Annotated in this window: 23 protein-coding genes and 4 pseudogenes; 15 read left to right on the top strand and 12 right to left on the bottom strand. The window is 68.8% G+C overall.

Features of this window, described 5'->3' with window-relative positions; all coding sequences use genetic code 11:
- Positions 1-334: 334 nt before the first annotated feature.
- Together IE275_RS40610 and IE275_RS40605 are read right to left on the bottom strand one after the other, a co-directional pair.
- Positions 335-1,219 (bottom strand): NADPH-dependent F420 reductase, encoded by an 885-nt coding sequence (locus IE275_RS40610; RefSeq protein WP_189717722.1) that lies wholly within the window; start codon positions 1,217-1,219, stop codon positions 335-337.
- 163 nt (positions 1,220-1,382) lie between these two features.
- Positions 1,383-2,081, bottom strand: a complete 699-nt coding sequence (locus IE275_RS40605; protein ID WP_189717721.1) for an NADPH-dependent F420 reductase — start codon at positions 2,079-2,081, stop codon at positions 1,383-1,385.
- Positions 2,082-2,127: 46 nt separating this feature from the next.
- Between IE275_RS40605 and IE275_RS40600 the strand changes: the two genes are divergently transcribed.
- From IE275_RS40600 to IE275_RS40580, 7 genes and pseudogenes are all read left to right on the top strand, one after another.
- The gene (locus IE275_RS40600) at positions 2,128-3,162 is read left to right on the top strand and encodes a helix-turn-helix transcriptional regulator (protein ID WP_229871112.1); all 1,035 of its coding nucleotides are present in this window, start codon (positions 2,128-2,130) and stop codon (positions 3,160-3,162) included.
- A complete protein-coding gene (locus tag IE275_RS47150) occupies positions 3,159-3,314 on the top strand; it encodes a hypothetical protein (protein WP_308435771.1) in 156 nt (51 codons plus the stop codon). Before IE275_RS40600 ends, IE275_RS47150 begins: the two co-directional genes overlap by 4 nt.
- A complete protein-coding gene (locus tag IE275_RS47145; protein ID WP_308435773.1) occupies positions 3,308-3,715 on the top strand; it encodes an ATP-binding protein in 408 nt (135 codons plus the stop codon). The genes IE275_RS47150 and IE275_RS47145 overlap by 7 nt, the downstream gene beginning before the upstream one ends.
- On the top strand, positions 3,712-4,164 hold the full coding sequence (locus IE275_RS40590) for a hypothetical protein (protein ID WP_189717719.1): 453 nt from the start codon (positions 3,712-3,714) through the stop codon (positions 4,162-4,164). Before IE275_RS47145 ends, IE275_RS40590 begins: the two co-directional genes overlap by 4 nt.
- An 80-nt stretch (positions 4,165-4,244) precedes the next feature.
- Positions 4,245-4,475: pseudogene (locus IE275_RS47375) on the top strand (transposase family protein); the annotation flags it as partial.
- Between the two features lie 8 nt (positions 4,476-4,483).
- A pseudogene (locus IE275_RS47370) lies at positions 4,484-4,927 on the top strand (transposase); the annotation flags it as partial.
- Positions 4,928-5,510: 583 nt separating this feature from the next.
- Positions 5,511-5,867: a transposase gene (locus tag IE275_RS40580; protein WP_189717718.1), complete on the top strand. Its 357-nt coding sequence runs from the start codon at positions 5,511-5,513 to the stop codon at positions 5,865-5,867.
- A 52-nt stretch (positions 5,868-5,919) separates the two neighbouring features.
- Here IE275_RS40580 and IE275_RS40575 read toward each other — a convergent pair whose 3' ends face one another.
- Entirely contained in the window at positions 5,920-6,486 is a 567-nt protein-coding gene (locus IE275_RS40575; RefSeq protein WP_189717717.1) for a hypothetical protein, read from the bottom strand.
- 179 nt (positions 6,487-6,665) lie between these two features.
- Between IE275_RS40575 and IE275_RS40570 the strand changes: the two genes are divergently transcribed.
- Positions 6,666-7,001 carry an arginase family protein gene (locus IE275_RS40570; RefSeq protein WP_189717716.1) on the top strand — a complete coding sequence of 112 codons (336 nt, stop codon included), beginning with the start codon at positions 6,666-6,668 and terminating at the stop codon, positions 6,999-7,001.
- A gap of 154 nt (positions 7,002-7,155) precedes the next feature.
- On the opposite strand, the gene IE275_RS40565 is transcribed toward IE275_RS40570, so the two are convergent.
- Positions 7,156-7,626 carry an ester cyclase gene (locus tag IE275_RS40565; RefSeq protein WP_189717715.1) on the bottom strand — a complete coding sequence of 157 codons (471 nt, stop codon included), beginning with the start codon at positions 7,624-7,626 and terminating at the stop codon, positions 7,156-7,158.
- A gap of 401 nt (positions 7,627-8,027) precedes the next feature.
- On the opposite strand from IE275_RS40565, the pseudogene IE275_RS40560 reads away from it, so the two are divergent.
- A pseudogene (locus IE275_RS40560) lies at positions 8,028-8,450 on the top strand (winged helix-turn-helix domain-containing protein); the annotation flags it as partial.
- Positions 8,451-8,541: 91 nt separating this feature from the next.
- Here IE275_RS40560 and IE275_RS47365 read toward each other — a convergent pair.
- On the bottom strand, positions 8,542-9,276 hold the full coding sequence (locus IE275_RS47365) for an ASCH domain-containing protein (RefSeq protein ID WP_189717713.1): 735 nt from the start codon (positions 9,274-9,276) through the stop codon (positions 8,542-8,544).
- Between the two features lie 14 nt (positions 9,277-9,290).
- On the opposite strand from IE275_RS47365, the gene IE275_RS40545 reads away from it, so the two are divergent.
- A complete protein-coding gene (locus IE275_RS40545) occupies positions 9,291-9,524 on the top strand; it encodes an 8-oxoguanine DNA glycosylase OGG fold protein (RefSeq protein ID WP_373299379.1) in 234 nt (77 codons plus the stop codon).
- A gap of 71 nt (positions 9,525-9,595) precedes the next feature.
- On the opposite strand, the gene IE275_RS40540 is transcribed toward IE275_RS40545, so the two are convergent.
- Entirely contained in the window at positions 9,596-10,414 is an 819-nt protein-coding gene (locus IE275_RS40540; protein ID WP_229871129.1) for a helicase associated domain-containing protein, read from the bottom strand.
- Between the two features lie 615 nt (positions 10,415-11,029).
- On the opposite strand from IE275_RS40540, the gene IE275_RS40535 reads away from it, so the two are divergent.
- Complete coding sequence (locus tag IE275_RS40535; RefSeq protein WP_189717711.1) at positions 11,030-11,284, top strand: hypothetical protein; 255 nt, start codon at positions 11,030-11,032, stop codon at positions 11,282-11,284.
- 564 nt (positions 11,285-11,848) lie between these two features.
- The gene (locus IE275_RS47360) at positions 11,849-12,079 is read left to right on the top strand and encodes an HNH endonuclease (RefSeq protein WP_189717710.1); all 231 of its coding nucleotides are present in this window, start codon (positions 11,849-11,851) and stop codon (positions 12,077-12,079) included.
- Between the two features lie 171 nt (positions 12,080-12,250).
- Here the strand turns inward: IE275_RS47360 and IE275_RS40525 are convergent, their stop codons facing one another.
- Positions 12,251-14,128, bottom strand: coding sequence for a DNA/RNA non-specific endonuclease (locus IE275_RS40525; protein ID WP_189717709.1), 1,878 nt, complete (start codon positions 14,126-14,128; stop codon positions 12,251-12,253).
- 229 nt (positions 14,129-14,357) lie between these two features.
- Between IE275_RS40525 and IE275_RS47355 the strand changes: the two genes are divergently transcribed.
- Complete coding sequence (locus IE275_RS47355) at positions 14,358-14,603, top strand: 8-oxoguanine DNA glycosylase OGG fold protein (RefSeq protein ID WP_373299378.1); 246 nt, start codon at positions 14,358-14,360, stop codon at positions 14,601-14,603.
- 523 nt (positions 14,604-15,126) lie between these two features.
- Positions 15,127-15,282 (top strand): annotated as a pseudogene (locus tag IE275_RS40520) (jacalin-like lectin); the annotation flags it as partial.
- An 88-nt stretch (positions 15,283-15,370) separates the two neighbouring features.
- Here IE275_RS40520 and IE275_RS40515 read toward each other — a convergent pair.
- On the bottom strand, positions 15,371-16,279 hold the full coding sequence (locus IE275_RS40515) for an AraC family transcriptional regulator (protein ID WP_189717745.1): 909 nt from the start codon (positions 16,277-16,279) through the stop codon (positions 15,371-15,373).
- A gap of 129 nt (positions 16,280-16,408) precedes the next feature.
- Here IE275_RS40515 and IE275_RS40510 point away from each other — a divergent pair, with 129 nt between their 5' ends.
- Positions 16,409-17,188, top strand: a complete 780-nt coding sequence (locus IE275_RS40510) for an MBL fold metallo-hydrolase (RefSeq protein ID WP_189717707.1) — start codon at positions 16,409-16,411, stop codon at positions 17,186-17,188.
- A gap of 449 nt (positions 17,189-17,637) precedes the next feature.
- Here the strand turns inward: IE275_RS40510 and IE275_RS40505 are convergent, their stop codons facing one another.
- The 4 genes from IE275_RS40505 to IE275_RS40490 form a co-directional block, all read right to left on the bottom strand.
- On the bottom strand, positions 17,638-17,880 hold the full coding sequence (locus tag IE275_RS40505; protein WP_229871106.1) for a hypothetical protein: 243 nt from the start codon (positions 17,878-17,880) through the stop codon (positions 17,638-17,640).
- 26 nt (positions 17,881-17,906) lie between these two features.
- Positions 17,907-18,935 (bottom strand): hypothetical protein, encoded by a 1,029-nt coding sequence (locus tag IE275_RS40500; protein WP_308435768.1) that lies wholly within the window; start codon positions 18,933-18,935, stop codon positions 17,907-17,909.
- 602 nt (positions 18,936-19,537) lie between these two features.
- Entirely contained in the window at positions 19,538-22,270 is a 2,733-nt protein-coding gene (locus tag IE275_RS40495) for a tetratricopeptide repeat protein (protein WP_189717706.1), read from the bottom strand.
- A 48-nt stretch (positions 22,271-22,318) separates the two neighbouring features.
- Positions 22,319-22,636, bottom strand: coding sequence for a trypco2 family protein (locus IE275_RS40490; RefSeq protein WP_189717705.1), 318 nt, complete (start codon positions 22,634-22,636; stop codon positions 22,319-22,321).
- Between the last annotated feature and the right edge of the window lie 918 nt (positions 22,637-23,554).

Genomic DNA, 23,554 nt, shown 5'->3' with positions numbered 1-23,554 from the left:
CACGCCCCGCGGGACACCCACGAGCCCCCCGATCCCCCGCCGCGCGCCCAGCGTCCCGTCCTCCCTACCCTTCTCCTTCTCCTTCTCCTTCTTCGGCTTGAGGCGAGCGCGGGGTGCTCTGTGGGGGATGTCAGCACCCCGACCACGCCGATTCAGGCATGGTGACCTGTACGGACACGCAACGGGGTCACAGGTTCGCGCAACGTCTATCGCAATCCCAGTCGCAACAGGTTTGCGCTGCATGGTGTGCAGCAGGGCGCACCTCCTGCTCCCCCGGCAGAGGAACCCCCTTGCAGGGCCCTGCCGTCTCGTGGGCGGCAGGGCCCGCCGCGCCTCATCCTGCAGGTTCGGTGCGGTGTGCCGATTTCCGTGTACGGGTGCCACCCTGCCAGGGCCGGACCGGTGCGCCAGGACCTCCCTGGCCGGTACCGGGTGCGTCGGGGTGAGGGCGGGTCAGTGGCCGACCGGGAAGAGGTCCTCCAGGTAGAGGCCGACGCGGCCGGTGCGGGCGGGTGGCCTGGCCGGTGAGTTCCTTGACGCGGTCGGCGCTGACCACGGCGGACGGTCCGTTGAACATCCACTCGTGCGCCTGCTCCTGGGTCATGCCCTTGGGCGGCTCACCGACGTAGGGCAGGACGTTGATGGGGGTGCCTGCCTCGTGGCGCCAGCTGTCGGCGAGCGAGCCGACGTCGAGGGCGTCGTAGCCGAGGGTGTCCATGAACCGCACGACCTTGGCCTTGGCCTTGGCGTCGTCGCCGGTGACGGGCAGGGCACTGCGCTCGGGGTGGCCGGAGGGGCGGGCCGAGCCGTACAGGCGGAGGAAGTCCATGTTGCCGAGTGTCTTGACGACGTGTGATCCGGACAGGTGGCGCTGGAGCAGCTCGCTGCTGGTGGTGCGCCGCTCCTCCAGGTCGTCGATCCGGCCGTCGCGTTCGGGGAAGTAGTGCATCGTGTCGATGACGGTCCTGCCGGCGAGGGCATCGGCGGGGAGCTTGTCGTAGGCGTGGAAGGGCAGGGAGACCACGATGAGGCCGGTGGCCCGTGCGGCCTCGGCCGGGGTGGCGGCGCGGGCGTCGTCGCCGAGCTCAGCAACGACGTCGGCCAGGGTCTCGGGTCCGCGCGAGTTGCTCAGGACGACATCGAGGCCGGCGTCGACGGCGAGGCGGGCGAGGGTGCGGCCGATGTTGCCGCTTCCGATGAAGGCGATGGTCTGGGACATGGCGAACGACTCGTTCCTGATTACTGAGGGAGTGGCTTCTGCAGAGGCGGTCTGGCCGGGGTCAGCAACTGTGGGTGGGACCGGCGTCCGCGCATGCGGTCATGGGACACGAGGTCTCGTGGCCGGCCGTGATCGGTGGTGCGGCTGTGCCGGAGCGGGCCGGTCACATGTCGCGGTACCGCTGGGCCGCGGCCAGCAGGGGCCGCAGGGTGTCCGCAGTGACGGGCGGTCCCGGGCCGGGGCCAGCGCCCTGCGCGGTCGCGGTCAGGCCGTGGCCAGCGCTGAAGTACGGCTCGCTGTAGACGGCGGTGTCGCGCTGGAAGCGCCAGCCCTCGGCAAGGGGACCGGCGTCCAGGGCGTCGTAGCCGATCGAGCCGAGGAACGCCGTGACGCTCTGCTCGGCGTCCAGGTTCGCGCTGGCGATGGCCAGGGCCGACCGCTGCGGGTGGCCGGTGGGCCGGGCGAGGCTGCCGAGGTGGACGGAGAAGATGTTGTTCATCGCCTTGACCACGCGCGACTCGGGCAGGTGGGCCTGGAGCAGCTCGTTGCTCGTGGTGGTCTCGTCGTCGAGTTCGGCGATGCGGCCGTCGCGCTGGGGGTAGTAGTTGTCGGTGTCGATGACGACCTTGCCGCGCAGCGGTTCGACGGGGACCGCGCGGTAGGCGTGCAGCGGGATGGTCACGACCACGATGTCACCCGCGGCGGCGACCTCGGCGGAGGTGGCCACACGGGCCTGCGGGCCCAGCTCCGCCACCAGAGCGGCCAGGCTCTGGGGGCCCCGCCGGTTGCTCAGGACGACGTCGTGACCGGCGGCGACGGCCAGGCGTGCGATCGTGCCGCCGATCAGTCCGATGGTGCTCATACAGGTGTCCCCTCGAGACGACGCGGCCAGGTCGAGCAGGACCGCCGTGATCCAGGTTCACGCCGCCGCACAGCGGATCAGCCGCCGCACCTGGCCCAGCCGAGCCTGGGTCCAGCTGGGCCACCCTGAGCGGGGCGGCCGCCCCGCTACCGGCGAACACTGGAGCAATGGGCAGAACGCTGAACTGGCCGACTTCCTCCGCACCCGCCGGGCCCGCTTGACCCCGGCCGAGGCGGGACTGCCTGCGGGTATCGGCGCCCGCCGGGTCCCGGGGCTGCGCCGCGAGGAGGTCGCCCAGCTTGCGGGGGTGAGCGCGGACTACTACACCCGCCTCGAACAGGGCCGGCACCCCAATGTCTCCGAGGCTGTCCTGGACGCCGTGGCCCGCGCCCTGCGCCTGGACGTCGACGAACGAGCCCACCTTTTCGACCTCGCCCGCACCCGCACCCGTACCGCGCGCCCGCAGGGCGGCCGCCCCCAGCCCGTGCAGCGGGTGCGCTCCGAGGTTCACCGGATGCTGGACGTCCTCAACAGCGTCTCCCCGGCTTTCGTCGCCAACCACCGCGGCGACGTGCTCGCCGCCAACCAGCTGGCCAAGGCTCTGATCACCGACTGGGAGGCGCTGCCCTACCGGGAGCGCAGCTTCGCCCGCTTCGTACTGTTCGATCCGGCCGCCCGCGAGCTGTACCGGAACTGGCACGAGGTCGCGGAGATTGTCGTGGCCAATCTGCGTCTGGAGGCCGGACGCCACCCCGACGACGCCCTGCTCAACGAGCTGATCGGCGAGGCCGTCGTCAGGGTGCCCGAGTTCAGCACCTGGTGGGACAGCCACCGGGTGGCCCAGTGCGCCCACGGCACGCAGCACTTCCACCACCCCGTGGTCGGTGAGCTCACCCTGAACCACGAGACCCTGGCCCTGCCGGCCGACCCGGACCAGACCATCTGCATCTACACCGCGGAACCCGGCACCGCCTCCGCACAGGCCCTCGCCCTGCTCGCCAGCTGGAGCGCCCCCGACGCCGTCCGCAGCGACAGCGCGTCTCAGGCAGCCCGGCCCGGCACCGCGATACACCCTGAGTGACCGGCCCACACCAGCCTGCACAGCTGGGCCGGGTGAGCTCGCTCGCCTTCGCGTCCTGCCGCCCCGACGGGGAAAGGACCCACGTCCGCTTCGCCAGGACCAGCCGTATCCTCGCCGGCCTCGGCGGCGGCCACGCGGGCCGCACCTGGTAGAAGCGGATCCGCGAACTCGTCCGCCCCGACGTCCCCATCCTCGACGACTTCCCGATGCGGCAGCTGTCCGCGGCACAGGCCGACGACCTCTTGAGCTGGTCTCCGAACGGCAGGGCAGGTCTCTGATTATCACCAGCAACCGGGCGCCCAGCGACTGGTATCCCCTCTTCCCCAACCCCGTCGTCGCCAAGTCCCTGCTGGACCGGCTCATCAATACCAGCCACCAAGTGATCATGAACGGGCCCAGCTACCGTCCAACGAGCGGCCCAGGAACCCGGCCGACAAGGCGCCCTAGGGTCCGCCCGTCCCGGCTTCCCACGCCGACGTCACAACGGCATGAGTTGGCCTGTCAGAGGCATCGGCTAGCTTGCGGACCATGGGAAATTCAGGCGGATCATTGACGACCCGATCCACGGGGGAACTGCACCAGCCCATGCGGGCAGCCGGGTTTGCGGGCATCGACAACACGGAGGCGTTGGCTGAGGGCTGGCAGGTCACGGACTTCGCCGACGCCGGACGGCGAAGCCTTGCGAACCTCGTCAAGCGAACGGGGGCACCGGCTGTCATGGTGTCCTTCCTCGACAGCGATGTGGGTTTCATCGAGGCCCTCACACCGGACGGCAACAGCTGGGAGGGCCTGCTCAACCGGGAGACGGCGAAGAGCTACGAGATACCTCTGGAGCACTTCCCCATCGAACCGGCCGTGGCCGGCGCTCTCGCCTGGTCGGCCGCTGCCGGACTGACGCCCGACGAGGAAGCCATCCGGCAGACGCTCACCGGGTCGGCCCTGTTCGTGGAAGAGCTCTCCTCAGCCCTCATGATCGCCCTGGGGCTGCCCGGCGCAACCTAGCCCTCAAGCCAAGACCTGGGGAATAACGGGCTCTGTCGGAGATCTTGTGATGTCGCAGGGCTGGGCTGGGCAGTCTCCGGGTGTGCGGTTCAGGGGTGCTGGGGCGGTTGTTGCCGCATCTATCCGGTGTTGCTATCGAGTCGATTAAGCGAACGGCCAGGGTCATCACGTTTCGTGCGGGGTGTCAGACGTTGCCGGGAAGATGTCCGGGATGCGGTATGCCGTCGTGGCGGGTGCACGGTCAGTACGTTCGCCGGCTCGGCGACGCGCCCGTCACGGGCAGCCCCGTAGTCATTGAGCTGACCGTGCGGCGGTTCAAATGTCTGAGCAGCTGGTGCCCGGCGGTCACGTTCGCCGAGCAGATCGAGGGGCTGACCAGGCCGCACGCCCGGCAGACGCAGGTGCTGCGGTCGATACTCGCCTCGATCGCCTTCTGCTTGGCCGGCCGTCCCGGCGCCCGCCTGGCCGCTGCGCTCGCTATCCGCATCGCCAAGGACGCGCTGTTGGACCTGCTCCGCTCGGTTCCGCAGCCGCCGGTCGGGGCGGTCAGATTTCTGGGGTGGACGATTTCGCTCTGCACAAGGGCGCCTCCCACGCGACGATCCTGGTTGATCTGGAAGCCCGCCGTCCGGTCGATGTTCTGCCCGGCCGGGACGCCGAGCCGTTGGCTGCTTGGCTGCGACGACACCCGGAGGTGGAGGTGATCTGTCGGAACCGGGCTGGTGCCTACGCGGAGGGAGCGCGAATCGGTGCCCCTCAGGCGATGCAGGTCGCCGATGCCTGGCACCTGTGGCGGAACATCGCCGAGGCGGTGGAGAGAACGGTCGGATCCCACCACGGGTGCATCCGGGCCGCGTTCGCGGAGCCCATGGTCATGGCGGAGGCAACCGCAGGGGACCTGGTCACGCCGGAGCCGTCCGAGGCGGTGGCCGTGCCGTTCGTCCCGCCGGACGGCACGCTTGACGTCATGGGCCGGCCTCGGCGCCTGGTGGCCCGCACAGCGGAGAGATACGCGGCGGTCCAGGCGCTGCTGGCCGACGGGCAGTCCCTGGCGACGATCGGCCGGACACTGCGGCGGGATACCACTCCACCGTCCGCCGCTTCGCCCGAGTCAGCAGCCTGGCGAGCACAAGCCCTACCTTCACGCCCGCTGGCTGGATGGCTGTCACGACATTCCCCAGCTCCACCGAGAACTACGCGGGCGCGGATTCACCGGGAGCGTCCAGTGCCTCCGCCGCTACTTCCGCGCCTTCCGACCTCCTCGCCAACCAGGCCGAAAACAGCAACCGGTCTCCCGGCCACAGTCCAGACCGACTCCGAAGCCCCGCCGCGTCGTCCGCTGGATCATGACGAACCCCCAACGCCTCGCCGACGCCGCGGAACTGCAAGAGATCCGCACGGCCTGCCCCCACCTCGACGCCACCGCACGGCACGTCCACGACTTCGCCGAGATGCTCCACCACCTCCGCGGAGACCAACTCCCGGACTGGACGGACCGTGTCCTGGCCGACGACCTCCCAGCCCTGCACTCCCTGGTCAGCGGCCTAAGAAGAGACTTCGACGCTGTCACCGCCGGACTCTCCACAACATGGAGCTCCGGCCAGGTCGAGGGCCACGTCACACGCGTCAAACTCCTAAAGCGCATGGCCTACGGACGAGCCAACCTCGACCTCCTACGCCAACGCGTACTCCTCGCCCCATGACCGTGCGACATCGCAAGATCCCCGCGAATGATGTCAACGTCCACAATGCCTCTCAGATGTGGGAAGTGAGGCCGGCGGCAGGGTCGTGGGAGATCAGCGTCGGCATCCCCGGGTAATACCGGACGGTCTCGCCGGTCAGCAGGGCCCGTCGTTGACTGGCCGTCGCGACCTCGACCAGGAACTGCAGCACGGCAGCCACCCCCGCCTCGTCGAGGACGTCCTCGGGCCAGACGGAGAACTCGATCTCCTCCTCGTCGTAGGGCAGGGCGAAAAACCACACGGCGCCGAAGCGGGCCCGGAAGGAGAAACTCGTGGCTTGGCCCTCCGGGTCGTCTGCCCAGACGCGGAAGAGGTCGGTGACGGCGGGATGCACGGGATCGAGCTGGGGGTAGGGGTGCTCCACCTCGGTCTCGTCGGCTACAACACGCAGGCGTTCGAGGACCGCGATCCACTCGACGCGGGTCGTGTCGAGGACCCGAATATCCCTCAGGCTGCCGTCGAGACAGAAGACATCGCACATCCACGGCTCGGGCAGACACCGCGCGCGGGTACCGTGCTCACCAGCGTGGACGTCCTCGTGCGTCAACTCGACCCGCCCCCTCGCGTTCGTCTCTCCCATGGCACCAAGGTAAGAGGTCGCCACAGTATGGAAGGACCGGCCCGGCGCGTTCAGGAGCGAGTGATCCCATATTCAGGGGTTCTGCGACATCACAAGATCCCCGACAGAGCCGAATAACGCGATCGTCCACATCCCCTGACATCGCCACCCCGGACAGCGCATACAAGGGCTGCCACGCGATGGCCGTCACCGCTCTCATCGCCGCCTGGGGCATCCCGTCCTTCAGCCCCGGCCAGCTGCGGTCCTCCACCGGGCCCTTCCTGGACTGGCTGCGGGCCACCGGCTGCACCCGCGTCGCCATCCACTTCGACGTCGACACCAACGACAGCAACGAGATCGGCCTCGGACTCGGGTTCGTCCCCGGCGGACTCACACGCAGCGAAGTACGCCGCATCGTCACCGACTTCGACAAAGCGGCGGACGTCGTCGGCCTCACAATCGCCGAGTTCATCCCCCGGCAGGTCATGCACCTCCAGCAGATCCTCAACGGCTTCCCCCTGCTCCAGAGCGAGTGACCTGCCTGGCGCAGAAAACCCGCTCTCACGGCCGAGCGGCGCCCCCGCGTGCACGTGGGGCGCCACTCGTGCGACACGGACAGATACGCGCCGGCCTCACGGCGCCCACCGGGGGGACCATCGCGAGGCCGGGACAAAACGGCGTGGCGGTGAGTCAGCTCAACTGCGCCTGGTAGCCGATCTGCCCGGCGAGGCTCAGCTCCTGGCACATGAACCACAGGTCGGTGATCTTGCCCTCGTCGTCGAAGTGCAGCACACCGATCTCTTCCCACTCCACGCGCCCGCCCGTGGCCGGGGCACCGGCGAACGTGCCGGAGTGCAGGGCAGTCATGCGGTACTGGAGCATGACGGTGTTGCCGGAGGCCACGATGTCGCGGGCCTCCGCCGTCTGGTCCGTCAGCGCCCCGGACAACACCTTCCAGCCCGCCTCGAGCCATTCCACGAAGTTGCCGCTCTGCGGGATCGCGTCCCCGGTGAGCGCGTACAGGTCCGCGAAGCCGGCCCGGCGGATCGGGGCACCCGGAGTCACCAAGGAGCGGATGAGGTCGAAGTCGCCCCTCGGCATCGCGCCCTGGAGCAGCAGCAGCGTGTTGTCGAGGTTGCGCTGGGCAACGGCGTCGGTCATGTCGGTTCCTCTCACGACGGGGCGGAGACGCCGGGGCGGCAGGTATGGCCGAAGACCGGTGTCCCCTCTGGGGGGCGCGGCTCCCGGGCGGCTCTTCCAGCGACCCGACCGCGCCCCACCAGTCTTTCTCTCCAAACGGCGCACGGACCTCGGTAAGGTGACCCAGCCGAACCTAGGCCCAGCTGAACCAGATACCCCGCCCCGCTCGAAGGTCCGCGTCGTCCCACGGCGCCCACGGCATCGCCCCGGACCGTCTCACCCAGACCCCGGTCTTCGGTCTCCCCCGTCCCTCTGACCCGGGACCACCCCGACCACAGCCCCGACCGCTCGCAGCGCTTACTGACCTTTTCGGGTTGCGTTCTGGTGGTGACGTCGGGTGATCCCTGCGGTATGCCGGTGTTATGCGGTACGCGGATGGTGGGGGCCTGACGGCTGAGCGGCGGGCCGCGCGTGAAGTGATCCGGCTGGAGGCCGGGCAGAGGTTCGCACGAGGTGACAGGACTTCGGACATCGCCAAGGGCCTGCGGGTGAGCGAGCGTTCCGTGGAGCAGTGGCGCCGGGCCTGGCGTGAGTGCGGCATGGAGGGTCTGAAGTCGAAGGGACCCGCGAAACTGCCGAAGCTGTCGGACGAACGCTTCGCCCAGCTGAAGAAGGAGCTGGCCAAAGGGCCGGCCGCGCGTGGCTGGGAAGTCCAGCGGTGAACCCTGGAACGCGTCAGAACGCTGATCGGCCGCCAGTTCGACGTCAGTTGCTCGATCGCGGGAGTGTGGCGGCTCCTTCACCGCCACGGCTGGTCCTGGCAGAGCCCGATCCGGCCGGCTGTGATGTGACGCCGATATCAACAAAAGGGCGCCCGATGGGATCGCAAGGCGTCCGCACTGCGATCCCATCGGGCATGGAGCTATCCACGCTGCATCACTCCACGGCGTCAGGCGCTTCGACCGTAAACGTCACAAATTCGACTTCGGCATCAGAGGGCAGGCCGGGATAGTGGCCCTGGAGGCCCTTCTTGAGCTGGTCGATGCTCGTGAAGCCATCGAGCCGAGCCTGTTCGGCGGTGAGGCGATCGAGCCGGTGGCGTTCGACGCCGGTGACGGTGCCCTCCAACGTGCGGGGGGCTTCGTCGTCCTCGAAGAGGAAGATTGCGGGACCCGGCGCGATCGGATCTTCATAGCGGACGGTGGAGGTCTTCCGTGCGGTGGCGATATCTTCGTAGTAGCGCTTGTTGAACCGAACAATTCGACGCGCATCCGCATCGGGGGAGAAGTAGGTATCCGGCAGAAGCCTCCGGATCGGGCGCAGCGCCGGTCCGTCGTCGGTCGGTACGGCGACGAAGACGTCGGGATGGAGGTCGAGAAGCGCCTGGCGGCAGCGGCCGCACGGCGGGATCAGGCCGCGACCCCGATCTCCGGCGGCAGCGATTGTGACGAGCGGGCCGGCTCCCGCTGCCGCGGCGGCACCGAGTACGACGAGCTCTGCGCACGGTCCGCCGGTGAAGTGGTAGACGTTGACCGCCTCATGGATCCTGCCGACCGTGTCCATCGCCGCTGCGGCCACGGTGTGGTTCGGGTCGCTTCCGAGGGAAGCTGCGAGCCGTTCCGCGGCCTCGATGACGCGGCGCTCGGAGTCGAAGAGCTTGATGGAGACCATGGCGCCGACCCTAGATCGACTCAGCCGGACTCCTCGACACAATTGTTCTCGTGAACCTCGCCCTCAGCGTGGTCGGCGGCTTGACATCGAGACCCGCATATTGGTCACCACACCGCTACGCGGTCTACCTCTCCTTCATGCACGCCGCCGCCCGTCAAGTGGCCGCCAGCGGCAGCTGGCCGTCCGACGCCTCGCCCGACCTGCTCGAATACACCCTGTTCACCACTACATGGCAGGCATCCGGCTGACGGCACAGCCCGGGGCAGGGCGCGTCACTTCCCGGGGCGGCGTCTACGTGAGGACGGCGGGGGCGGCGGCTTCATCGGTCCGGTCGCCGTCGAACAAGGCGGCGACCAGGCGCTGGTGCTCGTCGGGCAGCCGGCCCGTGCGGTGCTTGGTGCGGGCCTTGGCGCGCCAGGCGCCGATCCTGACACCGTGTCGCCGTAGACACGGATCGTCTCGCGGGCGGCGGGGGCGCGGCCTTCGCGGTGCAGGAAGAGCTCCAGGAGCTGGACGGTCTGCTCGAAGGTGCGGCGGGCGCGGCCTGCGGGGGCGAGCGGGTTGGTGTCGGGGGGTGAGGCCGAGGATGGTCATCAGCTGCTGCTGGCCGGGGTGAAGAGCGGGCCAGGCGGTGAGCTGGCGGGCGAGCCAGGAGCCGATCTTCACGTCGGCGAGGTGGGTGTCGCGGGTGAGTGCGGCCGGGCCGGCGCCGGCGGCGAGGTGGGCGCGCAGCAGGTGGTACTTGCGGTGCCAGTCCGCTCCGTGGGGCAGGCGCCAGTCGGGGGGCGAGAGCGAGCCAGGCGCCGACGGGTGTGGTGGCGGGAGCGGCGAGATGGCCGTGAGCGTGCAGGTAGTCGGTGGCGGCGGCGAGGCGGGAGCGCCGGGCGGCGTCGTGCTTGTCCCAGATCATGCCCAGCGCGTCGAGTTCGGCGATCCAGTCCGCCTCGAGCCGGCCGGCTTTCGCCGCGTCGCGCATGGTGGTGATGAAGGTGCCCAGAGCGTGGTCGGTGGGATCCACGTCGGCGGCGGGGACGGCGAGGTGGCCGTACTGGTCGCGGTAGGACTGGGCGGCTGCCAGGCCGAGGCGTCGGGAGCGGGAGACGGCCGGGTCGCGGGGGTCGAAGGACGCCAGGTCCATCGCGCGGGCGATGCGCTCGGGGTGGACGGTGAAGTCGAAGTGCCGGCGGCATTCCGTCCCCGCGCAGCACCCGCCCGGCTCGGCGGCGTCCCATCCCGAGATCCACCGCGACGATCTGCGCACCACCCTGGAACAGCTCGCCGCTGTTTCGGACTCGCCTGTTCCCGGTGTCAAAGCGACTGGCCGACGCTAGAACCTGGACGATGGCCCTTCCCCTCTACGCCCGTCGAGTGGCCCGGATCGTTCGATCACGTGGCAGGTGCCGGATCTCTGCCCGCTGATAGCCTCTGCACGCGCTGACCAGCGCGGCCGTCCAGGAATCGAACCTGAGGCTCCGTTCTTCGAAAGAGTGATGTGATCAAGCGGGTACACATGATCGCCGGCGTGGTCTTGGCGGCAGTCATAACGATGTCCGGATGCGGTGCTACGAAGCCGGGCAACGCCAAGTCCTCTCCGCAATCCGCGTCGACGGCCGCAAAGGGCACCCCCAGCGCCGACTCCGGGTCGCCCAGCGGTGAAGACGGCGACACCCAGCATTCGCGGCCGACCGAGCGCTCCAGCCCCACGCCGTCCCCCTCCCTCGCTGCCCCCCGGCCCCTCAAGGACGGTGCCGCCGTGTTGACACACTGCGCGGACGCCGACGACCCGTACACGACCGTCGTGGTCAGGAATCCCAACGAGCGCGAGGGCACCTTCGGCGTGAAGATCAACTACAAGGACGCGCACGGCTTCACCATGAGCGAGACATACCAGCAAGTGCTGGTCGCCGCGAAGGGCAAAGCGAGGATCCGGTCGGCCGCGGCCAGCTCGGGCCCCCTCGACAAGATCGATCGCTGCGAGGTCAATCCCCGGGCCACCGCCGTACAGTGACGGCCACGAAGCCCACCGGGGCCGGTGGCCTGCAAGGTGACAAGCGACAAGCCTGATAGAGGGTGCGCACAGTTGGCGTCCCGGCCGGTCTCGTCACATCGGTTCCATCTCTGTCGACGGGCGCCTACGCCAGGGAACAGGACGGCGCCCTCGACCGTCCAGTCGCCGTCGAAGAGCGTGGCGACCAGGTGGGCGTAAGCCTCGGGGAGATGGCCGTCGCGGTGTTTTTGGTGCGGGCAGGCGTTGCTCGGCGAGCCAGGCGCCCATGGGGGTGGTGGCGGGGGCCGCGAGGTGATGATGGGTGCACAAGGGGCGAAGTTATGGTTCTGCCAGGCGTCGGTCACAAGGCGCACCGTCATGTCGGTCGCCAGGGAGCGGAACTCGTTCCGTGCGACACGGCTGACCAGGTCTCTGCGGGACGACGACATGTTCAGCCGATACGGCTGGCTGCTGGCCTTGGAAGTGGAATCTTCTGGCTCCTCCCGTTCCTCGTCGATCTCTGGGAGGTAGCCAGTCCCACAGCGGCTATCGTTCCGGCCGGACCTCTGGTAAGCGGCGGCCGCCGTGGCTGGGTGCTTCCAACATCAGTGGCGGCCAGGCAGGCGCGACGGCTTCCAGTGTCTGGCGTGCGATTCTGAAGATGACCTCACTACCGATCACATACAACGCCAGTCAGCAGGTGGCCAGCACGGGATAGAGAATTTGCGCACGCCCTGCTGCTCGTGCAAGGCCCCACGCCTGGTCACAGCTCCAGGAACAGCATTACAAGCCCGGCCACGACCACCGCAATGGTGAGGGCCGGGATCATCGCCGGATACGCCTGGACGATCAGTGCAGCAAGTACTGCCGCAATCAAAACGATCGCAATCGCAGGGTGCTGATGCGGCGGTCAAGCGGATACCGTCCCAGCGTGTTCCTGGCACGCCGGGACGGTTCTGACCACGCAGATTTGACGGCCTGCCGGGGTCAGTCCCACTGAATGTCGGCGAGGCTGTCCAGCGGCGTTCGCTCGGCCACCGCTTCGGGCACGGCCAGTGTGTCGCCCTTGTGCAGAGTGGCCGGGAAGAGCAGCTGGGTGCGCCCCTCGAGTTCGCCGAGGGTGACCTGGAAGACGCGGAACTCGTCCAGTTCGAGGGCCTCGATCTGGTCGAGGTTCTGGGTGAGCAGGAAAGCCTTGGCCTTGAGTGTGCCCTGCTCGGTGAAGGTGATGACCTTCCAGAACTCTCTGGGGATCTTCACACCGCGGAAGGTGCGGTCGTCGTCCTGGAAGACGGGGCCGCCGAACACGCTGACCTTGAGGTCGTCGACGTCGACGTCGGCGAAGACGGCGTCCTCCAGTTCGCCCCACAGCCCGTTCTTGGAACTCTGGTTGAAGTCGTCCATCTGGGGGGTGATGTTGGTGTAGAAGAAGGAGTCGGTGTTGGCCTTCTGGGCTTCCGGCAGGCTGCCCCACAGCAGGTCGGCGCGGCGGGCGATGTGCCCGCGGTCCAGCCGGTTGTTCTCGTAGAGTTCGTTGCCGACCTGTGTGTTGGCGGGCAGCCGCGGGTCCTTGACGAACCGGATGTTGTTGCGGCTGAGCTTCTTGAGGGAACCGCCGTCGACGTTCCAGCCCACCCAGAACGGGAAGCGCCGCTTCTTGCTCAGCGTGAGGGAGAAGTGGGTGTAGGGGATGACCTCGGAGCCGTCCAGGAGCACGGCATCCCGGCTCAGCGCCGCGTCCAGTTGCGGGGCGTCGATGCGTTCGCCGAGGAAGTCCGGGTCGTATCCCGCGATGCTCTCGATGTCCTCGGGGGCCGGCGGGGTCAGGCTGATCTCGAGTCTCTCGAACACCGAGGTCGACAGGCAGGCCAGGGCGTGTTCGTCGGGGTCGCTCTTGCCCTCGCCGCCGAAGTGCAGGCCGGCCATGACCGTACCGGGGCGGCCGTTAGCCTGTTTGAACAGCCAGAGGGCGCCGGAGTCGCCGGGCTTGCTGATCTCTCCGTCGGCCGGCAGGTTGGCGGGGTCGGGGCCGATCTCGAAGCAGCCGATGGTCTTCACGCCGACGTCGCCGCCGTAGTTGATCTTGGCCACGGTCTCGATCCGGCGCACGATGCCGTGCGTGACCCCGGTGGTCCGCCCGCTCTTGATCACCTTGTCGTCGAGGTCCGGCTCACCCAGTTCCTTCGGTGCCACGCCCAGTTCGAAGATCTCTTGGACGAAGCCGCGGTCCTCGATCGTGGAGATCGCACAGTCGCCGGCCACACCGAGGTGAGAGCGCTTGAGCACGCCGAGGCGGTTGCGGCGCACGCGGTTGTCGTCGTGCGGGCCGGGCTGGGCGATCTCATCGCCGAGCGCGCCCTCCGGTCCGTGCAGCACATGCCAGTTGCTCAGTACATACGGGGTGCCGTTGGCCTTGTCGAAAACGATTGCGCCGATGGTGCCCGCCGACGGCGGTACCGAGCCGGCCAGGCCGACGCTCACACCGGGCTCGATCGGGTCCAGGCGGGTTTTGCGGGCCGGGCTCTCGACCTCGGCCACCGTGCGGAAGTGCGGCTTGTAGCTGCGCTCGACGACGTCGGTGGGCACCTCGACACCGTCTACCGTGATCGTCTCAGGGATCAGCGTCGTGCCCAGCTCCTCCAGCACCTCCGGCTCGACCTTGCTGGCCACCGTGAACTGCAGCACGACCTGCTTGCCTCGCTGGCCGCCGGTGACCTTGCGGCCGATACCTACAGACGTGACGTTCGGATCCTCCAGCAGTTCCGGACCGCGGGCACGGATATAGCAGCGCAGCGAGCCGATCAGCTTTTCCTCGGAGCCGTTCTTCCTCGACGACGCGGTGGTCTTCTTGGTTTTGGTGGCCATGACGGGTTGTCCCTTCGCCAAAGGAGACGGCATACGGGCAGGTTCGCCTTGCCGGGGTGACCCACCGGCCGGGCGACCGCCTCAACAGCCGCCGATGGTCACGCATAGTAGCCACATCTGCACGCCGTGCGTACGAGAACGCTAGCGTCCGCTCTGCCGCAGCCCCCGAACGGCACAACCCGTCACCTTGCTCCCGCGCCGTACACTCAAGGCGCGAGGGTGACCGCGTCTGCACAGAGCGCGTCTCAGCTATGGCAAGCAGGGCGCCGGCCTCCAGCCGCTCGTCCTCGACCGGGTTCTGGCCCGGCAGCTGCAATCCCTGACCCAAACCCTCGGCCGGGAGACCGGCCACGACCCCGACGGCCCGATCGCCAGCTGGGCCTGGCGGGACGAGAACTGCTCACCCCACCGCTACGCGGTCTACCTCTCCTCCATGCAGGCGGCCGCCGGCCAAGCAGCGGCAACGGGCACCTGACCGTCCGGCGCCTCGCGCCCAACCTGCTCGAATACACCCTGTACAGCACCTCATGGACGTGAACCGGCGGCTACCTACGACCGGATGCACCTGCCTTCGCCGTGCCGGCCCGCGCCACGAGCAGCGGACGCAGCCTGCCCGAGTGACCCGTCCGCGGCGGCAGAAGAGCCGACACAATCCCCACGCCTGCTCGTAGATCCTGTCCAGGTAGGCGCCGGTCTCCCGCGTGGCTTTACCCACGAAATGACAGCACTTCGACGCCGGTTCGGAAGTCGCCGGGCTGCCGGCACGAGCTCAATTGGCTCACGAGAAACGACAGCACCAACGCCTCCTGTCAACGCCGCCCAGGAAAGCGAAGCCGGTCGTCCTACGTTCCGTCCTCCAGCCTTGAACGGGCCGGTCTCGGGGGCTACGCACGGGTCGACGACGGTGTCCTCGCCGGCCGCCGAGCCGTCCAGGCGGAGCCGTCCGCCCTGGTCGCGGCAGGTCGAGAAAAGACCGCGTGGCCGTACCGGACTGCTTTGAATTCACCACCAACCTCGGCCGCACCCTGGTCGGCGGATCCGCCACCTCGGGCTGTGTGACCCGCAGCGCTCCGTCCGGCTGGCAGATCGCTGGCTTCCACGGACGCTCCGGCAACGAGATCGACAAACTCGGCGTCATCTACACGAAGCCGTGACCCGATTGCCCGCCACGGACACCTGTGGCGGCGGTCTTGAGGCTGCTGCCACGTGGTGGTCCGGCAGGCCACCGAGAGAGCGTCGTTTTCACTGCTGACTCTGGTGCGCCTGGCGGAAGGCACCGGGGGTGACACCGGTGTGGCGGGTGAAGAACTTGCCGAAGTTGGTGGGTTCGGGGAAACCCAGGCGGCGGGCGAGGGTCGCCACCGGTTCGTCGGTGTGGGCGAGCAGGCGCCTGGCCTCCAGGGCGACGCGGCCGTCGATGACGTGCTTGACCGGCTGGCCGGTGGCGGCTGTGCAGGCGCGGGTCAGTGTCTTGACGGTGTAGCCGAGGCGGTGTGCGTAGTCGGCGGCGCGGCGGGTGGTGGCGTAGCTGCGTTCCAGTTCTGCACGGAAGCGGGTGTAGACCTCTCCGCTTGCGCGCGGGTCGGCGCCGCTGTCCGGGTGCGGCAGCCGGTCGATCTGCAACAGCATCGTGGCCAGGAGCAGTTGCAGGATCTCGGCCGAGACATCCTGCTCCGGGCGGTCGTACTCGGCACGCAGCTGGCCCAGCAGGGTGGAGAGCAAGGCGTAGGTGGGGCTCGCGCCGAGTTGCCGGCACGCCGGCCCGTACCACTCGTTCACCAGCCGGTCGGCACTGCTGGCGTGAGGTGGGAAGGCGGGCGTGAACAGCAGGTGTGTGCCGTTGGCGGTGCCGGGCCGCACGAAGCTCTGGACCTGCCCGGGGCGGACCCACAGCAGGGTGCCGGGGCGGCAGGGATAGGTCACGAAGTCGATGGCGTGTTCACCGCTGCCCTCGGTGATGAGGGTGAGGGTGTGGAAGTCGACCCGATGCACCTGGTCGGGCCGTCTGCCGCGGCGCCGACGCCGCTCGTGGAGGGTCGCAAGATCGATGATCTCGAACCCGGGGACGCGTTCTTCGGGCGGATTGAAGTCGAGCCGGAGGATGACATCGCCTTCCGGCAGATCGCCGCCGTCAGGGTCCGCGGGAAGCATCATGATCTCTGAATGTCCTCAAATTACCATGCTATGTCTTCATGGTATCTCGCCTGCCTGCGGCTTTGTGACAACAGTGGAGGGCGTCGAGACGGCGACAGGTCGTCATCCACCGCAAGGAGCATCCCCATGAACGGCACGGTCACGGTCCTGGACAAGGGCGCGGTCCGCATTCACAGCTATATGTCCCCGGCCGACACCTTCCACACCACCACCCAGCTGATCGAGACGCCGAGCCGGATCATCGCGATCGACGCCCAGCTCCTTCCCGCCTACGCGGACGAGGCCGTCGCCTACGCCCAAGGTCTCGGCAAGCCGCTGGACCGGCTGATCGTCACGCACGCCCACCCGGACCACTACAACGGCGCCGCCCGCTTCGGTGCCCCCGTCCACGCGCTGGCCCAGGTGCGGGAGCAGATCGTCGCTCGCGGCGACAGCCTGCTGCCCACCGGCCTGGTCATACCGGTCACCGACTTCACCCCGGACGTGGCCCTCGTTCCGGGCACCGAGGTCATCGACGGTGTCCCGTTCGTCTTCGAAGCCGTCTCCGGCGGCGAGGCCGCCGACGAACTCCTCGTCAAGCTGCCCGAGCAGGGCGTCCTGGTCGCCCAGGACCTCGTCTACAACGACGTCCACCTCTACCTGGGCAACAACGACATCACCGGCTGGCACAAGGCCCTCGACGCACTGGCCGCCGAGTCCGGCTACGACACGATCCTCGCCGGCCACGGCCTGCCCACCGGGCCGGAGGTCTACGAACAGGTGCACCGCTACCTCAACGACGCCCGCGAACTGCTCGACGACGACGGCCAGGCATACAAGAAGGCGATCGTGGACCGGTACCCCTCCCACGTCGGCCCGTTCATCATCGACATCGCAAACCGGTCCCTCTTCCCCGCCGATAACTGAGCGCCTCCTCCCTCCTTCCTGCACCTCCCTTCCATTCAGAAGGATCTTTCATGCCTGCAGTTCGTCTGCGCCGGTCCCGCGTCACAGCCGTCGCGCTGGCCTCGCTGTTCGTCATGGCGCCGGCAGCGCGGGCCGCGGCGTCCAGGCACACCTGCAGATGGAACGATGCCCGCTGGTGGCGCACTCCTGACACAGGGGACAGCACCAGGACGTCACCGACACTCCACGGCCCGGTGTGCTCGAAGGCGGCAACGCTGATTCCCCCACCTCCTGCGCGTCCAGTGCCGCGCACCCTGCGGACGCCTGTGACTGAGTACTGCAGTTGGCCGCTCTGAGCATCGCAGGTGGCCGGATATCGCTACGTGGTGGTATGCGCTCGAGGATCTCGGCGACCTGGCCGGTGAGTTGGACCATCAGCCGTTCACGGGCGCCGAGGCCGAGCAGGTGTCCTAGGTCTGCAGCAGGCCGGCGGCGTCCCACAGCAGGCGCCGGCCGATCCCGGCCGAGCGGCGCAGCTGGTAGGCGCCGCTGTCGGCGGCGGCCTGGACGAGGTAGGTGTGCAGGGCGGCGTGGCGCTGCAGGTGGCGGCAGGCGCCGTCGCCTTCGACGCTGTGGACGTGTTCGCGGGCCCGGGCGCCCAGGAGGTGTTGCACGGCTGCGGCCAGCGGTGGTGTGCGGAGCGTGTCCGTCACGGGCTGCTTCCTTCCCAGTGGGCCAGTCAGGCGCAGGCGCATGTCGTGCAGCGGCCGTCGCCGTCGGGGTGGGCTCGCTTGCGGGTCGGCCCCGGGCAGGTGCGGCACAGCGGCCAGCCGAGGCAGGTGGGGCAGACGTCCTTGCCAGGGGCGGTTGCGGGCACGCCGCAGCCGGCGCATTCGACGAGGGCCCGGTAGGTCAGGGCCTCGGTCACGCTGCGGGCGGCGGCCCCTGCCGAGGGCCGCTCGGTCGACGCCGACTCGGACGGCGCGTCCCGCGGGGCCGGGGCGTGGTGGTCCGCCGCGATGGCGGGCGGCGGGTAGGCCTGGGCGGAGCGGAGCCGGGCGGCGATGATCGCGCCGACCGAGGTACGCACTGGGTTCGGCAGGGGCCGGCCGGTGACGACGTGGCGCAGCTGCCGGGGGCTCCAGCCGCCGTCCATCATCGCGGTCGCCACGCGGCCCTGATCGGTCAGCGGCTTCCCGGTCAGCAGCAGTTCAGGACGGCTCGCCCCGATCTCCAACAGCAACCGGATCCCCGGATGCATCTCGTCTGCCGGGGGCGGGGACGCTGTCCGGTGCGAGGGGCTCGTCCTTCCGTTCACCGGCGCGGCGTCGCCGCGGTCGCACGGACGGAGGGGGCTGGTCTTCTTGACGATGGTGTTCTTAGTGCCGGGATCAGCCAACACTGGCTCAGCCAGTCCTGGATCACCCGACTCTGGTGGTGAGCTGCGGTTTTGCCGGGCAGGCAGGTCGGTGATGACGTACAGCGCCTGCCCGAGGGTGCCGTCGGCGCTGCGGGCGCGGCCGCGCAGCAGAAATCCGTGCTTCTGCAGTTCCTCCAGGCCGGTGGCCACCGCGTCGACGCGTTCGCGACCGTGTCGGGCCAGGCTGGCGATGGTGACCTGCCAGCCGTCCCGGTGGGTGCTGATGCAGCCGAAGAGCCCCTTGGCCTTGAAGGAGATCCTGCTGTCGCGGAACAACCCGTTGGCGATCTGCGTGAACTGATCTTCCGCCATCACGCCACGGCGGACGCCGGCTCCGAAGCCGCTCATGCCGCTGCCTCTGGCGCAGGCAGCGCCTGGTGGCCGCACCAGCGCACCGCGCCCACCGGGGTGGGGCGGCTGGCGGGCACAAGTGCGCAGGCGTATGTGCGTTCCATGCCGTCAGCTCACCCGCTGGCCCCGACCGGGCCGGCGGCCACCAGCCCCGACCACCGGTCACGATCCGGCAACACAGCCGCCAGCTGCCGTGGTCGGGGGCGCGGTCGGGCCGACCACTCTCTGACCGCGCAGATGTGCGCAGTCGGATGTGCGCAGACCAACTGCGCAGCCCCCTCCGGGCGGTGCGCAGCCAGCCTGCGCAACCGGCTGAGGATCGTGCGCAGCCGGGTGGAGCGGGTGTGCATGTGCGGCCTGCGGCGCCCGATGTCTCCTTGCGCAGAGCCGAGTGCCTCGGTGCGCGAGGCGTCGGTCAAGCCTTGCTCATACAGTAATAACTTCGCCGCTCAGCTTGTCTGATGAGGCCACCTGTGTAGGCGTGTATCGAGTGGTCAGGTGTCGGAGAGCGCTGGCTGATCGCGCGTGGGGGAGGCTGGTTCGGCACGGAGGCCAGCGGTACCGCAAGTGAAAGTCGCTGCTTTTGTTGTTGGGGTGGGTCAGGTGTTGGTCGATTTGACGTAGGCGAGGTTGGCTCTGACAGTACGGGTGGTCGGGTGGTCTTCGCCCAGGGCTCGTATGGAGTCGGTGAGGGTTTGTTCGTACAGGGGGATGGCCTGGTCCAGGTCTCCCGCCGTCTCGTAGGCGTGGGCGAGGTTGTTGCGGGAGGCGAGCGTGTTGGGGTGGTCTTCGCCCAGGACCCGTACGAAGTCGGTGAGGGTTTGTTCGTACAGGGGGATGGCCTGGTCCAGGTCTCCCGCCGTCTCGTAGGCGCCGGCGAGGTTGTTGCGGGAGGCGAGCGTGTTGGGGTGGTCTTCGCCCAGGACCCGCACGGAGTCGGTGAGGGTCTGTTCGCACAGGGGGATGGCGCGGCTCAGGTCTCCCGCCGCTCGGTAGGCGTAGGCGAGGTTGTTGCGGGAGGCGAGCGTGTCGGGGTGGTCTTCGCCCAGGACCCGCACTCGGTCGGTGAAGTTCTGTTCGTACAGCGGGATGGCCCGGCCCAGGTCCCCCGCCGACTCGTAGGCGCCGGCGAGGTTGTTGCGGGAGGTGAGCGTGTCGGGGTGGTCTTCGCCCAGGGCTCGTACGGAGCCGGTGAGGGTTTGTTCGTGCAGCGGTATGGCGCGGCCCAGGTCCCCCGCCTCCTCGTAGGCGTACGCGAGGTTGTTGCGGGAGGTGAGCGTGGAGGGGTGGTCGGGGCCGTGAAGACGGATGGAGGCGTCCAGGGAGCGCTTCTGGTAGGTGATGGCCTGGGCGATCTGGCCTTGGCCTTGCAGGTAGATGGCGGTGTCGGTAAGGAGGAGGTCGGTGTCTTTTGTGTCATGGTCGGGGCCGGTGGCGGCGAGGAGGGCTTCGGCGTGGGGGATCAGGATGCGCCAGGTAAACCATCCAGCCACGTTCGTTCGCGGTTGATCAGGCAGTGCAGTGCGCAAGAGGGTGGTGGCCTGCTGGCGGGCGGCGGTGATGATGTCGTAGGCGCGGTGGGGGTCGGCATCGTCTGTCGTGGTGGGGTCGGGCGTGCGCGCGACGGTCTGGATGAGGCGGTGGATGCTGAGGGTGCCGGCATCCAGGGCGATCATGTTGTAGGCGGCGAGTTGGCCCAGGGCTCCGGTGTAGCTGACGGGATCCTCGGCCAACGGGGCGAGCAGGGCGCGGGGGATGGCGGTGGGGGCGTACCAGGCGGCGGCGCGCAAGATATCGACGGCCAGGGGGGTGTCGCGGTGGAGGGCGTCGAGGGTGATGCGCCAGATGCGGGCCATGGTGCGCTGAGGATCGCCGCCCGCGGGAGTGGTGTTGGTGGTCTGGGCTGGGTACTGGCGGAGCAGGTCCCGGTACTCACTCACGGGAATGTGGCTCTCGGCGATGAACGCGCCCGCCTGTTCCAGGGCGAGGGGAAGGTGTCCGAGTTCCTCGGCGAGCAGGCGGGCATGATGCTGGTTGTCGGGGTCCGCCAGCCTCGTGAGCTGGGTGAGCAGGTCGATTGAGGCGCTGGGGGTTAGGAGGGGGAGGGCGAGGGGTGTGGTGGGCCAGCCGTGTGCGAAGCGGCTGGTGATCAGATGGCGTCCGAAGTGGTGGAGCTGACCCAACAGCTGGCGGACGCTGTTGGGATGTTCGGCGTTGTCGAGCACGACGAGCCAGCCGGGGTGGGTCTGGAGCCATCCGATGGCCCAGTCGGCGTCTTCGGCCGCGGTCCGGCCGGTGGCGGCGCCGTGGAGCCGGGTGGTCAGGTCCGCAAGGTCGGCGAGGATCTGGTCGGGGGTGTCGGCGTGGATCCACCACACCAGTTGGTAGGACTCCCGGTGGGTGTGGGCGTAGTGCAGGGCAAGCGTGGTCTTGCCGACACCACCGAGTCCCTGGACGGTCTGAGTGATCGCCTTGGAACCCTGCTCCATGGCGGCGGCGAGGGCAGCCAGTGCTCCTTTCCGGCCGACGAAGACTTCGGCGGGAAGGCCGGGAAGGTTGTGCAGACCGGCGGGCGCGTCCATGTCGTACGGCCCCGGGGAGTGATTGCTGCCGGCAGGGATCGTGATGTCCTGGAGTGTCAGAAGGTTGCCCGCGGCCTTGATGGTGGTGGTGAAGCAGGGGCGTGCGGCGAGGGTGGTCAGGGGCACGGCGATGAGCTGGTCGCCCGAGTAGTTCCCCGTGCGGTCGGTGGTCAGGATCCCGGTCAGCAGGTTGCCGCAGAACAGGGCGGCCCCGGATGCTCCGGACCATGACGATGCTGCACCCGTCTTGCCCGGCGTCGCGACGTCGTCGAGGTGGGCGGTGATGAGGCCGGATTTCAGGCCGGTCAGGGTCTCGATGTGCCCGCGGATCTCCTTGGTGTCCCGCTCGCCGTCCCGCTGCTCGGCCTCCGGGAACCCCACCGCAACACACGCCACCCGCGCGCCGGCCGTACCCTCCGACGGCACAGGTACCCGCCCCCACTGCACCGGCTTCACAGACGCGGGAGGCTGCCAGGTGGGGTCGGTGATCAGCAGCAGGGCGGCATCGGTGTGCGGGTCTTGGTCGATGTCGGGCGGCTGATCCGGCCACAACACCTCGGCCGACGCCCACGCGCACTCTTGCTCCCCGTGCCGGGCCAGTTGCCGCACCTCCACCGGGCGCCCGGAGGAAGACTCGGCGTGCTGGATGTTGTGGTAGGCGGTCAGGAGCAGCCGGTCCGTGACGAGGTAGCCGGTCCCGGCGATCCCTCCTGCCGGGTCCCAGACCTCCATCACCCGTCGCACGTCCACGCGCGCACCCCCGTTCTCCACAGCTCACCGAGCAGGCTTCACCTGGCGCTACTTGGGGCGCTGCGTGCTCCGGGCACCGATCTTCTGGTCCTGGCCGTGCTCGTCGACCGGCTGCAAGGTGATCTTCAGGCGGGACGTGGAGCCGGCCGCGTACCCGGCCTTGGCCTCGGCGCTGGCACTCCAGGGCAGGACGGACACCTTCGCGCCCGCCTGGGCGTCCTTCTTGATGTCCACGGCGAACTCCATCTCCACCGGCCCGGTGCGGAACTGGATCGCATGCCCCTGGCCGTCGGTCATGGCCTGCTCCAACTCCGCCCGGACCGCACTGATGGCCTCCGACAACCCCGCCCACGGCTCCTGCGGCACGATGGCTCCCCCTGATCTCACGATGTGACGTTCAGATCCGCAGGGTAACGACACCCAACCCCTGAAATGACCCGAAATGGCGAACTGCCACATGGCCGGACGCTGGCGCCACGGCACTCCTTGCGATCCGCCACCGACGCCCACGCCAGACCATGAGCGCGCACCCCGACACTGCGCCCTGTGGGCATCGGTCAGTCTTGCTCACGCAGTAATAGCCTTGCTGCTCAGCACGCTTGATGGCACAAGTGCTGGGGCTTGTGACCGTTACGCATCGCGCCTGTTGAGGAGTAGCCCGGACGTCTGCGATCCTCCCGACATAGCCGCATACGGGGTGGGTTCATGGTCGATTCTTGGAACGTGGTGAGCACCGTGATTGCAGCTGGCGGTGTGGGCGTTGCCGTCGCGTCGCTGTGGATACCACACCGACGGGCGGTAAGGGCTGATCGAGAAGCCACGGATCGAGTGGCCAGAGCGGCCCAGGGCCGAGCTTCTTTGGTGACCGCCTCAGTTCTGTGGTCCAGCAGTACGACCCTCGACGTCTGCATCACCAACGGAGGTACAAGCGCCATCGGTGATGTCGAGGTCCTGGACGTTCGTCAGGCTCCCTCCCAAGATGCGGCGGGTTGGCGTTTGAACCCCAGCATCAGGCCGAATGCAAAGAACGCCTGCGTCCTCCAACCACAGGAGACGCTGACGGCGAGGGTGCAACTGATCGATCTACTCAGTGAGCCGGTCCGCCCCGTCCCTGACGCACGGCTCGTGATCGTCTTCGGGTTTCGAGACGCAGATGGCCAGTGGTGGAGACGAGAGATCGGCAAGCCACCTCAGCCGTGGGAGGCCTGGTCAGTCAACTGACCGCCCCCTCGGCACGTCTGTCGCGGCCCGGGCGGCGTCCGTGCGCGCTCCGGCGCAGGGGAC

The sequence above is a fragment of the Streptomyces phaeofaciens genome (assembly GCF_014648915.1).
In the GTDB taxonomy this organism is placed as follows: domain Bacteria; phylum Actinomycetota; class Actinomycetes; order Streptomycetales; family Streptomycetaceae; genus Streptomyces; species Streptomyces phaeofaciens.
Note: the sequence above shows the minus strand (reverse complement) of the source record. Positions and strands in the feature narration are given on the sequence as shown.

Coding starts and splice junctions, on each gene's coding strand:
- IE275_RS40610 (WP_189717722.1), bottom strand. CDS start 1,219: ATGTCCCAGACCATCGCCTTCATCGGAAGCGGCAACATCGGCCGCACC.
- IE275_RS40605 (WP_189717721.1), bottom strand. CDS start 2,081: ATGAGCACCATCGGACTGATCGGCGGCACGATCGCACGCCTGGCCGTC.
- IE275_RS40580 (WP_189717718.1), top strand. CDS start 5,511: ATGACGAACCCCCAACGCCTCGCCGACGCCGCGGAACTGCAAGAGATC.
- IE275_RS40575 (WP_189717717.1), bottom strand. CDS start 6,486: ATGGGAGAGACGAACGCGAGGGGGCGGGTCGAGTTGACGCACGAGGAC.
- IE275_RS40570 (WP_189717716.1), top strand. CDS start 6,666: ATGGCCGTCACCGCTCTCATCGCCGCCTGGGGCATCCCGTCCTTCAGC.
- IE275_RS40565 (WP_189717715.1), bottom strand. CDS start 7,626: ATGACCGACGCCGTTGCCCAGCGCAACCTCGACAACACGCTGCTGCTG.
- IE275_RS47365 (WP_189717713.1), bottom strand. CDS start 9,276: ATGGTCTCCATCAAGCTCTTCGACTCCGAGCGCCGCGTCATCGAGGCC.
- IE275_RS40540 (WP_229871129.1), bottom strand. CDS start 10,414: ATGGACCTGGCGTCCTTCGACCCCCGCGACCCGGCCGTCTCCCGCTCC.
- IE275_RS40525 (WP_189717709.1), bottom strand. CDS start 14,128: ATGGCCACCAAAACCAAGAAGACCACCGCGTCGTCGAGGAAGAACGGC.
- IE275_RS40515 (WP_189717745.1), bottom strand. CDS start 16,279: ATGCTTCCCGCGGACCCTGACGGCGGCGATCTGCCGGAAGGCGATGTC.
- IE275_RS40510 (WP_189717707.1), top strand. CDS start 16,409: ATGAACGGCACGGTCACGGTCCTGGACAAGGGCGCGGTCCGCATTCAC.
- IE275_RS40500 (WP_308435768.1), bottom strand. CDS start 18,935: ATGAGCGGCTTCGGAGCCGGCGTCCGCCGTGGCGTGATGGCGGAAGAT.